Source organism: Myxococcus dinghuensis, assembly GCF_024198235.1.
Taxonomy (GTDB): domain Bacteria; phylum Myxococcota; class Myxococcia; order Myxococcales; family Myxococcaceae; genus Myxococcus; species Myxococcus dinghuensis.
On the sequence record NZ_JAKCFB010000002.1, the window covers coordinates 1 to 11499 of the forward strand.

Genomic DNA, 11499 nt, shown 5'->3' on the forward strand with positions numbered 1-11499 from the left:
GCCTCGAACAGCTCGTGCAGCCCTCCCTCCACCTGCGGCGCCGGCAACAACCCGTTCCACTCCTCCACCACCCGCCGCCGCTCCTCCTCCCCCAACAGCTCCAACCCCGAGACGTGCGTGTCGGGCTGGGCCACCGCCGACTCCAGCAACCGCTGGTAGTGGCCCGCCAGCCTCTCCACCGTCTCCTCCTCGTACAGCTCCGTGCTGTACTCCAGCCACCCCGTGAGGCCCTCCGCTCCCTCCCTCAGCGACAGCGACAGGTCGACCGGCACCGCGGTGGGCACGTCCTGCAGCACGAGCGCCACCTGGAAGAGCGGCTCCTGCGACAGCTCCCGCGCGGGGTCGAGCGCCCGCACCAGCGCCTGGAAGGGAAAGTCCTGGTGCCTGTGCGCCGCCAGCGTCGTCTCCTTCGCTCGGGCCAGCAGCTCGCGGAACGTGGGGTCTCCCCCCAGCCGCGTGCGCAGCACCAGCGTGTTGACGAAGGAGTCAGCCCGACCCTCCTGCCCCGGCTGGGCACGCACCACCACCGGCGCGCCCACGGTGATGTCGTCCTGACCGCTGTAACGGTGCAGCAGCGCCTGGAAAGCGCCCAGCAGCACCACGGAGAGGGTGGCGTCTTCCTCGCGCGCCAGCGCCCTCAGGCCCTCGGCCAGGGGACCGGGCAGCGAGAAGGTCCAGCGGGCGACCTGGGAGCCGCGCACCGCCGTGCGAGACCTGTCCGTGGGCAGCTCCAGCGGGGTCACCCCCGCCAACGCCTGCCGCCAATAGCCGAGCTGCTGCTCCAGCGCCGACCCCGCCAGCCGCTGGCGCTGCCAGTCGCCGAGACCCTCCAGCACCTGGCGGCGCTCCGCCTCCGTCATCAGCGAGAGCGCGGAGAGGCGCTGGCGGGGGTTGCGCAACACGCTGGTGAACAGCGCGCGAAGCTGCGCGGCGAAGCGCGCCATGGTCTCCGGGGTGAAGAGGTCCGTGTTGTACTTCAGCGCCCCGGCCACCTCCCCCGCCACGTCCACCAGCATGATGTTGATGGCGTACTGCCCCTCCTGCTGCCGCAGGAAGGGCTTGAGCTCCATCTGCACGTCGTCGCGTGCCACGTCCAGGCCGGGCATGCTGTTGAACTGGTCGAAGGAGAACTCCACCTCCACCAGACGTGGCCGGCTCGGGTCCTGCTTGATGCCCAGCCGCTCGCTCAGCACATGGAAGGGGTAGTCCTGGTGCTCGATGGCGCCGAGCACCCGCCGGTACAGCCGCTCCACCAGCTCGGTGAAGGACGGATCGCCGGAGAGGTCCCCGCGCAGCGCGACGAAGTTGACGAAATAGCCGGCCAGCCGCTGCAGGTCCGGGTGCGTGCGTCCCCACAGGGGCGTGCCACAGAGCAGGTCGCTCTGCCCGGTGTAGCGATGCAGGAGCGTGAGGAAGCCGGCCAGCAGCACCGTGAAGAGCGTCTTGCCCTCGGTGAGCGCCAGTGACTTGAGGCCGGCGCTCAGCTCGGGCCCCAGCCGCATCGGGAGGGTGGCGCCCCGGAAGCTCCAGCGCGCCGGACGCGGCTTGTCCGTGGGCAGCTCCAGCGGCCCCGGCAGCTCGCGCATCTGCTCCTGCCAATACGCCCAGAGCCGCTCCTCTCGGGCGGGCGTCATCTGCTCGCGCCGCAGCTGCAGCGCGTCCACGTAGTCGAGCTTCAGCGGCGGCAGCCGCAGCGGCTCGCCCCGCAGCTCGCCGCGGTAGAGGTGCTGCAGCTCCTCCATCATCATGCCCATGGACCAGAGGTCCGTGGCGATGTGGTGGATGACGAGCAGCAACACGTGCTCGGTGGGGGCGCGACTGAAGAGGTCCGCCCGCCACACGGGGCCACGCTCCAGGTCGAACGGCTGCACGTAGCTGGCGCGCAGCGCCTCGTCGAGCTGGTCCTCCGTCAGTCCGGGGACGTCGTGCCGGGTGAGCGCCAGCGGCAGGCGTTCGTGCACGCGCTGCACCGGCTTGTGCTCCTGGGTCTCGTAGGTGGTGCGGAGGATGGCGTGGCGCTCCGCCAGCAGGTCCAGGCAGCGCTGCAGCGCCGCCAGGTCCGCGCGGCCTCGCACGCGCAGCGCCAGCGCCACGTTGTAGGAGGAGCTGGCCGGCGCCATCTGGTGGAGAAACCACAGGCCCCACTGGTTCTCGCCCAACGGGAACACGCCCTCCTTGCGGCGCTCCGGCTGCGCGGGCTTCTGCGCCGGGGCGCTCTGCTGCTTGAGGCGCTGTGCCAGCTCACGCCGCTGCTCCGGCGTGAGCGCTGCGAGACGATCCTTGAGCGACGACATTGAAGACCTATTCCCTACGAACCGTTACGCCATCCACCACGGACAGACCGCCCCACCCCACCCCTGCCGACGCGCGAAGCTCAGGCCGACTGCAGCTCCAGCTCCGCGCTCTCCGTCTCCTCCAGCAGCGCCGCGGCCTCCGCCTCGGACATCTCCGCGAGCTGCGCCGCGAGCGAGTCGAGCTCGGCCGCCTCGGGGGTCGCCTCCGGCTTGGGCAACCTCGGCAGCAGGGCGTCCGTCAGCCCGTTCACGCTGGTGCCCTGCAGCAGCTCCATCAACGTCGGGCTGGCGCCCAGCCCGCTGGAGATGTGGTGCCGCAGCTCCACGGCGATGATGGAGTCCAGCCCGAAGCCCTGCAGCGGCGTGTTCAGGTCCACCTGCTCCGCCGCCAGCTTCAGCGTGCGCGCCACCGTCCGGCGCAGGAAGTCCCGCACCAGCTCGCCGCGCGCCGCCTCGTCGGCCACCTCCAGCAGCTTCGCGCGCACGTCGTCGCGGGCCTCGTTGCCCGGCCCCCCGCCCGCGGCGGCCGCCTTGGCCAGCGCGTCGATGATGGGCTGCAGCATGGGCGGCGTGCTGGTCGTGGCGAAGTTGGTGGTCAGCATCCGCTGCCAGTCCGCCGCCAGCACCAGCACCTGCCTCAGGTCGTGCTCCAGGCTGCGCTCCAGCGCCGCCAGGCCCTGCTCGGGCGGAATGGGGATGATGCCGCGCAGCTCGAAGTCGCGCGCCACCTGCTCGATGCTGGCCATGCCTACCTCGCCCCAGGCGCCCCAGTTGACGGCCAGCGCGTGCTGGCCCTGGTTGCGGCGCAGGTGCGCCAGGCCGTCCAGGAAGGCGTTGGCCGCCGCGTAGTCCACCACGCCCGTGGAGAAGCCCAGGGCGTTGGCCGACGAGCACAGGACGAAGAAATCCAGCGGCTCGTCCGCCAGCACCTGGTGCAGGTTCCAGCCACCGGCCAGCTTCGCGTCCAGCGTGCCGCGCATGCGGGACTCCGTCTGGTCCGCGAAGCGCGTGGGCTGCACCACGCCCGCGGCGTGGATGACGCCGCGCAACGCCGGCCACCCCTCGCGACGGAAGGACGCGTGGAAGGCCCGCATCTGCGCCTCGTCCGACACGTCCAGCGCCACCGGGTGGATGCTGGCGCCCAGCGCCTCCAGTTCGCGGATGGCGGCGATCTGCCGGCCCACCGACGAGTCCGGCGCCACCGCGTGCCAGTCACGGCGCTCGGGCAGCGGCGTGCGGCCCGCCAGCACCAGCCGGCGCGCCCCCCGCTCCACCATCCACCGGGCGAACAGCAGGCCCAGCCCGCCGCGGCCGCCGGTGATGAGGTACGTGCCGTCCGGGCGCATGCGCGCCGGCAGCGAGCCGTCCGCCAACTGCGGCGCCAGCTCCAGCCGGTCGCTCCACAGCCGCCCCTGGCGCAGCGCCATCTGCGTGTCCTCCGGCGGCGCGGCGATCAACCCGAGCACGGCCTCCGCCTCGCTGGCGGCCGCCACCGGGTCCAGGTCCACCAGGCCACCGGACAACGCGGGGAACTCCTGCTGGAACATCGACGCGCCGAAGCCCCACAGCGGGCTCTGCGCCGCCGCCACCCGGTGCGTGTCGCCGATGACGGCGCGCGCCCCGCGGGTGAGGATCCACAACTGCGGCGGCTTGGGCCACGCGGCCTTCTCCAGCGCCTGTCCCAGGTGCAGCAGCGACACCACGCCCGGGCCCTGCGCGTCCATCAGGCTCTCCGCCGTGAGCACGTCCACGGCCGGCGCGTCCAGGCCCCACAGGTGGAGGATCTGCCCCGGCCGCTCGCCCTCGGCCACGGCCGCCAGCAGTTGGCTGAAGTCCTCCACGCGGTGGGGGTTCACCACGAAGCCGCTCGCGTCCCTCGCGAAGGCCGCGCCCGGGCGGACATGGAGGGCCTTGCCGCCGCCCGCCTCGATGCGGGAGGCCAGCGCCTGGGCCACGCCCGTGCCGTCCGACAGCAGCAGCCACGGCCCCTGCACCTCGCGCTTCTCCTTGCGCGTGCCCGGCTGCACCTCCGCCCAGGTGAGCGCCTGGAACATGCCGCGCAGGCCCTTGCCGTCGCCGTCGGCGGCCAGCGACTTGACGCGCAGGCCCTCCAGCGCCACCAGCAGCCGCCCGTCCGCGGAGTAGATGTCCAGGTCGCCCACCATGGCGCGCTTGTCCACCTGCCGCATGCGACCGTGCGCCCACAGCTCGCCCACCAGCGGCCCGTGCACCGCCAGCGAGTCGATGCCCACCGGGAGGAACACGTCCTTCGCGTCACCCTTCGCCTTCGTCCCGGCGATGAGCACCTGGAAGCACGCGTCCAGCAGCGGCGGGGTGACCTCGTAGCCCACCAGCGCCTGCTGGTGCTCGGCGCCCACCTCGATGCGGGCCAGCGCCTCGCCATCCTTCAGCGTCAGTTGGCGGATGCCCTGGAAGGCCGGGCCGTACTCGAACTGCAGCGCGCGCAGCCGCGTGTAGCACTCGGCCGACTCCAGCGTCTGCGCGCCACGGAAGGCGTCCTGGAGCCGCGCCAGCGCCCCCGGCCTCGGCTCACGCGGGGCCGCCGAGCGCATGCTGCCCGACGCGTGCCGCGGCCACGCCGCCTCGGTGACGCCGGTGCGGCTGAACACGGTGAAGCGCAGGCCGTCCGGCTGCACCTCCGTGCGCAGGTCCGTGGGCTCCTCTCGCAGGAAGAGCGCGTTGTGGAAGCGGATGTCGCACAGCTCCACCGGTCCGGACAGGCGGCCCGTGGCCCGGCGCAGCGCCTGCAAGCCCAGCTCGATGTAGCCGGCGCCGGGGAACACCACCGCGCCCTGGATGGCGTGGTCCACCAGGTACGCCGGGTGGTTGCGGTCCACCTGGCCGTGCCAGATGGGCTCGGGCGTCACCTGTTTGCGGCCGAGCAGCACGTGCGTGGCGCGGTCCAGGCGGTCGGCGCGCGCCTCGGCGGACTCGTCCCAGTTGATCTGCCGGTCCCACGGGTACGTGGGCAGCGTCACCGGGCGCGAGGGCACCGGCGCCAGCTCCTCCCAACGCGGCTCCACGCCCGCGGTGAAGAGCGCGCCCACGGAGGTCAGCAGGTTCAGGGAATCGTCACCGCCACGGCGCAGCGTGGGCAGCGAACGCACCGTCACGTTGCGCTGCTGCGAGCACTCATTGATGGAGTTGCCCAGCACCGGGTGCGGGCCGATCTCCAGGAAGACGCGGTAGCCGTCCTCCAGCATCTTGTACGTGGCCGCGGCGAAGTACACCGGGTCGCGCACGTTGAGCCACCAGTAGCCGCCGTCCAGCTCCGGCCCGTCCGCGCGCTGGCCCGTCACCGTGGAGTACAGCGGCAGCGTGGCCTTCGCCGGCCTCAGCGGCCGCAGCGACTCCACCAGCTCATCGCGCAGCGGCTCCATGTAGTGGCTGTGGAAGGGCACGTCCACCTTGAGCGCCTTGCAGAAGGTGCCCTGCTCCAGGAGCGGCGCGGTGATGCGCTCGAGCACGACCGGGTCGCCCGCCAGCGTCACCGCGCTGGGGCTGTTGATGGCGGCGATGGACACGCCCGAGTGGCCTTCGATGGCGGCCAGCGCTTGGTCGTACGTGAGGCCGACGGCGAACATCTTCCCCTGGCCGGCGGTGCGGTGCTGCAGGCGGCTGCGGGTGTGGATGACGAGGCACGCCTCCTCCAGCGTGTACACGCCCGCGGCCCAGAAGGCCGCCGCCTCGCCGGCGCTGTGACCGACGATGGCCGTCGGCCGCACGCCCCACGAGCGCAGCAGCTCCGTCAGCGCCACCTGGATGCCCAGGTTGGCGGGCTGCGAGAGGGTCGTCTCGTTCATCTTCGAGCGCGACTCCTCCACCAGCAGCTCCTCCACCAGCGAGTAGCCCGTCCACGGGCGGAGGATGGCGTCCACGCGCTCCATGGCCTCGCGGAAGACGGGCTCGGTCTCCAGCAGGGCGCGGCCCATGGCCCACCACTGCGGGCCCATGCCCGTGTAGACGAACGCCACGTCCACCTTGGCGCGCGCGCCCGCCTGACCCGCCACCATGCCCGCCCGCTCCGTGTTCTCCACGAAGGCGCGCAGCGAGTCCGCCAGCTCCCGGTGGGAGCGGGCCACGACGGCCAGCCGGTGCGGGTGGTGGCTGCGCTTGTGCGCCAGGGCCCCGGCCAGCTCGTGCAGCCGCGGCGAGCCGTCGGGCTGGGCCGCGGACTGCTCGGCCAGCTCGCGGTACGACGTGGCCAGACGCTTGAGCGACTCGGCGCTGCGCGCCGACAGGGGCACCAGCGCCGGGCGGGCGCTCTCCCCCGTGGCCGGCCGCGCCACCGCCGCGGGAGCCTCCTCCAGCACCGCGTGCGCGTTGGTGCCGCCGAAGCCGAACGAGTTCACCGCCGCGAAGGCCGGGCCGTCGCCCTGGGGCAGCGGCTCCACCTGCTTCGCCACGCGCAGCCGCAACGCCGCGAAGTCGATGTTGGGGTTGGGGGTGATGAGGTGCAGGTGCGGCGGCACCTGCTTGTTCTTGAGCACCAGCGCCGCCTTGATGAGGCCCGCCACGCCGGCGGCCGCCTCCAGGTGGCCGATGTTCGTCTTCACCGAGCCGACCAGGCACTGCTGGCCGTCGGTGCGAGCCTGGCCGAACACCTCGCCCAGCGCCTTGGCCTCGATGGGGTCACCCACCGGCGTGCCCGTGCCGTGCGCCTCCACGTAGCGCACCTGGTCCGCGACGACGCCCGCCATCTGCAGCGCCTCGCGCGCCAGCTGCTTCTGCGCCTCGCCGCTGGGCACGGTGATGCCCGGGGTGCGGCCGTCCTGGTTGGAGGCCGTGGCGCGGATGACGGCGTACACGGCGTCGCCGTCGCGCAGCGCGTCCGACAGCTTCTTGAGCACCACCATGCCGGCGCCCTCGCCGCGCACGTAGCCGTTGGCGCGCGAGTCCCACGTCTTGCAGCGCCCGTCCGGCGAGAGCATGCCCGCGCGTGACTCGGCGATGGTGAACTCGGGCTGGAACATGGCGTTGGCCCCGCCCGCCAGCGCCAGCGTGGACTCACCGCTCCACAAGCTCTGGCACGCCAGGTGGACGCAGACCATGGACGAGGAGCACGCGGTGTCCAGCGCCAGGCTGGGGCCGCGCAGGTCGTACCAGTACGACAGGCGGTTGGCCGCCATCGTCATGGAGGTACCGGTGCCGGTGTGCGCGCCGATGAGGTCGCGGTTGCTACCGCGCAGGTAGGAGATCTTCGCGTCCTCCGTGAAGAGGCCCACGAAGACACCCGTGCGGCTGCCAGCGAGCTGCTCCGGCCGGATGCCCGCGTCCTCGAAGGCCTCCCACGTGGTCTCCATGAGCCACGCCTGCATCGGGTCCAGGTGCGAGGCCTCGCGCGGGGACATGCCGAAGAACATGGCGTCGAAGGAGCCCAGCTTCTGGTCCACGAAGCCGCCCCAGCGGGTCACCATCTTCCCGGGACGGCTCGGGCGCGCGTCGTGGTAGCTGTCCGCGTCCCACCGGTCCGAGGGCACCTCCCGGATGGCGTCCACGCCATCGCAGAGCATCTTCCAGAAGGCTTCCGGGCCATTGGCGCCAGGGAAGCGACACCCAATGCCAATGATCGCGATGGGCTCGGGTGTCTGCGTACTGCTGCCAGGACCATGGCTGGAGCTGCCATGTGTCGAAGAAGGGGCTGCGCTCATTCGGTGCTCGAACTCCGAACGCTGTCGTCGGAGTGAATGGGGATGGCTCGCCCGAGCCACGCGGGGCGCGACCCAATGCGTGATAATTTGTTTACTTCAGAACGCTTCTTGTTTTCAAGGGTTTCAGGGGAGAGCCAAGAAAGTATTGAAAACACCACCCGTAGAGGAGGCCGGAGAGGCCGGGGTGGAGGCGACGGACACCGGGTGCGACATCGCGCCCGAGCACCCGCCACACCGCTTCGAACCGCACCTCACCACCAGGCCCGCGGGCGAGGACTCGGGCTGGACCTCTTCCTCTGCCACGCGCTGGTGGAGTCCTTCGGGGCCGCATCCACGTAGAGAGCCAACCGGACCAGGGCACTACCTTCCGCGTCTCGCGGCCCCATGCCTCAGCCCGTGGCGAGCCTGCCGAACACCGGCCTGTTGCCCCCCTCGTCCCGGCCACGCGGTGGCTTTGGCCTTGGCGCCGTAGCGTGCGGCACTGGACGGCCCTGGCCCTCCTCCGAGCGGGTGGGTACGGGGGCGGCGGCGCAGAGAAGAACCCGCTCCTCCACAAGGCCATGGACCGCATCGGACAGCTCTCACAGCAGCTTGGCGTGGACTCCCACCAGGCGCGGGTCGTGGCCGGCTCACAGCTCGAGCGGGCGCAGGGGAGCGGCTGGGCCTGGGCGGCCGCCCAGCATCTGGGGCAGGCCATCCCCGAGTAGACACCTGTCAGCAGGCGGCGCAGGCGCGGACCCCGCTGCCGGACTCCAGCGGCGGAGGGCTGATGGGCACGCTGAACGGGCTCCTCACCGGCCAGGGGCAGCCCCGAGCGGGGCGGGCTGATGAGCGCGCTGGGCGGCACCGAGGCCCAGGCAGGCGCGGTCGTGCTGCTGGGGCGCTTCGACGTCGACGCGGACAAGGCCACCCTGGCGGCGCCACGCATACGCCTCGATGAGATGTAGCGGCGGGACCCCATCCAGGTAGGTAGTCCAGCAGCCCCACGACTCAGGGCGACTGGAGGCTCGCAGGCTTGCAAGCTGGGGGCGAACGAGCCGGCGCACCGCTCCTCGGATTCACGCCGTCATCTGCGTGCACGGCTGGCGGTACGCGAGGCGCTGGTGCGCGCCAGGACGCGCGACATCAGCCTCATGCGCGCACGGGTGAGGGGCGAGGGATTTCAGGTGGGCAGCGGCAGCGCGGAGTCCTTCCTCAAGCGGCTGGAGGCCATGGAGTTGGGTCGAGTCCCGAAAAGTGTGTAGCCAGTCCGGAGGAGTTCCGGGAGGTCGCTCCTCGGCGACACCAAGCAGCAGTGTCTGGGGTTGAGGTCAGCCGGGACATGTCGAGGTCGCGGCGGTCATCCCAGACGCCGGTGACTCCGAGGGCGACGGCGGTGATGAGTCACAGGGCGCTGGCGCAGTCAGCCAATGCGCCCGACCGAGCCTGGGCGTCAAACATCACGTCCGCGCCCACGGAGGAGGTCTGGCTGCGACTGGCGGTAGTCCTGGACCTCTTCAGCCGGCGTGTCATCGGCTGGGCCATGGACCCCTGCATTGGCAGACACCAGGTGCTCTCGGCCCTCGACATGGCGCTCGAGGGACGCGTGCACCACGCGGACCGCGGCGGCCAATACGCCCGCGGCCTCCGGCGCACCATGAGCCTCCAGGTCAACTGCTGGGACAATGCCGTGGTGGAGAGCTTCGTCTCCACGTTGAAGACGGAGCTGGTGCACGAGAGGGACTTTCCTACGCGTGAGTCCGCGAAGGCCGCCTTGCTCGAGTTCATCACCCAGGCAAGCGCACTGGGAATGCCGCACCTCGCGGTGGGCATCATCACTTGGTTCCACACGCACCTGCCGAGATAAGCTCCGGGATGTTGGCCCCTCATTTGCTTTGGGCTGAGGCAGTCCCCCGTCTCGTCACTGGAAGCCGAGCACCCATGCGTTCCCGCCCCTTCGTCCCTGACCTCCCGGCCACGTCCACCTCGTCTCTCCGTGCCAAGGAGGTGGCCCTGTGAGCCGCATCGCGGGATGGGGGCTGCTGGTGCTCGCGCTGGTCGTTTCGTACCGCCCGGCCGAGGCCGCGCAGGCGAAGAAGACCCAGGCGCAGAAGACCCAGGTGGCGGTGCTGCGCCCGGAGGGCCGCCAGGGAGATGCGCTGCGCAGGGTGCTGACCCAGGAGCTGGGCAAGAAGGGACGCGGGCGAGCGGTGCTGCCCGCGAAGAAGGTGGATGCCCAGGTGAAGCTCATCCGCGGCGGTCCGCAGACGGATGAGCAGCGGCAGGCGCTGGCGAAGAAGCTCGGCGCGGACGTGCTGATCCTCGCCTCGGTGAAGGGGACGAAGCGCTGGGACGTGGAGGTCCGCGCCTACTCCGGCAAGGACGGCACCCTCCTCGCGGAGGAGCGCTGGGACGTCCGCACGAACCGCGCCTTCCCCGACGTGCGGCGCGAGCTCGAGCCCAGGCTGGGCGCGGCCCTGAAGGCGGGCCCGGAGCAGAGCCTCCCGCCCGCCGCCGTGACACCTTCGACACCGACTCCGACGCCTGTCTCCGAGCCGGAGGTCGCGCCCCCGGCCCCCATCGCGGAGGCTCCGCGCCCGGAGGTGGTGAAGCCTCCTCCGCCCACCGTTTCGAAGGAGGAGCCGCCGGTGCAGCCCGAGCCGAAGGCCGCCGGGCCTCGCCACCTGGACGGCCCCATCCTGGAGGCGCTGCTGTCCGGACAGGGGCTGTTCCGCCGCTTCAACTTCTCGGGCAACAACGCCAGCGAGCTGCCCAACTACAGCCTCAACAGCGCCGCGGCGGCGAGCCTCGCGGTGAGCTACTTCCCGCTCTCCCACTTCACGGATGGGATGGTGCACAACCTGGGTCTCGTGGTGCGCGGCTCACGCGCCATCGGGCTGTCCACGCGGCTGCCGGATGGCTCCAAGTACGGCACCACCGCGCAGCTCCTGGAGGGAGGCCTGCGCTTCCGCCTGCCGCTGCGGTGGCTGGAGGTCTCGGTCAGCGGGCTGTACGGCACCCACTCCTTCTCGCTGGAACTCCCGCCGGAGAGCACCTTCAACCTGCCCGACGTGGACTACCGCTTCGCGCACGTGGAGCTGGGTCTGCGCAAGGCGCTCACCGAGCGCTGGGCCATCGCCGCGCGCGTGGGCTACCAGCACGTGCTGAGCGGCGGCGAGCTGTCCTCGGACGACTACATCCCGCAACTGAGCGGCTCCGGACTCGCTGGCGAGCTCGCCGTGGAGTTCGCCCTGACGAACATGCTGGGTCTGCGGATGGGCGGAGAGATGCGGAGCTACTCCTTCACCGCCGACGCCGCGGAGGGAGCCCCGGTCTTCGCCGGCGGCGCCACGGACCGGTACTTCAGCGGTCAGCTCGGCGTGTATCTGAGGCTGTAGCACCGGCGCATCGAGGGGGTCTGTCCCCCACGCCTGTGGCGCCTCCTCCACACTTTCCGCGAGGCCCGCACAAAGTCGGGCCTGATGAAACACGGATGCACGCGTGACACGAGTTTTTCAGTATCCGTGTCATCGGGCCATTCGACCGATGCGCGT

At 71.6% G+C, this 11499-nt stretch carries 5 protein-coding genes; 3 read left to right on the forward strand and 2 right to left on the reverse strand.

The window, feature by feature from the left end:
- Window positions 1–2294, reverse strand: a 2294-nt coding sequence (locus LZ198_RS02645; RefSeq protein WP_253970262.1) for a condensation domain-containing protein, incomplete at its 3' end; no start/stop codon positions are given.
- An 80-nt stretch (window positions 2295–2374) separates the two neighbouring features.
- Window positions 2375–7966, reverse strand: a complete 5592-nt coding sequence (locus LZ198_RS43145) for a type I polyketide synthase (RefSeq protein ID WP_267145453.1) — start codon at window positions 7964–7966, stop codon at window positions 2375–2377.
- Between the two features lie 473 nt (window positions 7967–8439).
- Between LZ198_RS43145 and LZ198_RS02665 the strand changes: the two genes are divergently transcribed.
- The 3 genes from LZ198_RS02665 (at window position 8440) to LZ198_RS02675 (ending at window position 11343) form a co-directional block, all read left to right on the forward strand.
- Entirely contained in the window at window positions 8440–8673 is a 234-nt protein-coding gene (locus tag LZ198_RS02665; protein WP_253970263.1) for a hypothetical protein, read from the forward strand.
- A gap of 671 nt (window positions 8674–9344) precedes the next feature.
- The gene (locus LZ198_RS02670) at window positions 9345–9812 is read left to right on the forward strand and encodes a DDE-type integrase/transposase/recombinase (protein ID WP_407667374.1); all 468 of its coding nucleotides are present in this window, start codon (window positions 9345–9347) and stop codon (window positions 9810–9812) included.
- Window positions 9813–9960: 148 nt separating this feature from the next.
- Window positions 9961–11343: a hypothetical protein gene (locus LZ198_RS02675; protein WP_253970264.1), complete on the forward strand. Its 1383-nt coding sequence runs from the start codon at window positions 9961–9963 to the stop codon at window positions 11341–11343.
- Window positions 11344–11499 lie beyond the last annotated feature (156 nt).

What these genes read in the sequence shown, in the direction of transcription:
- LZ198_RS02670 (WP_407667374.1), top strand. Translation starts at nt 9,345, where the DNA reads ATGAGTCACAGGGCGCTGGCGCAGTCAGCCAATGCGCCCGACCGAGCC.
- LZ198_RS43145 (WP_267145453.1), bottom strand. Translation starts at nt 7,966, where the DNA reads ATGAGCGCAGCCCCTTCTTCGACACATGGCAGCTCCAGCCATGGTCCT.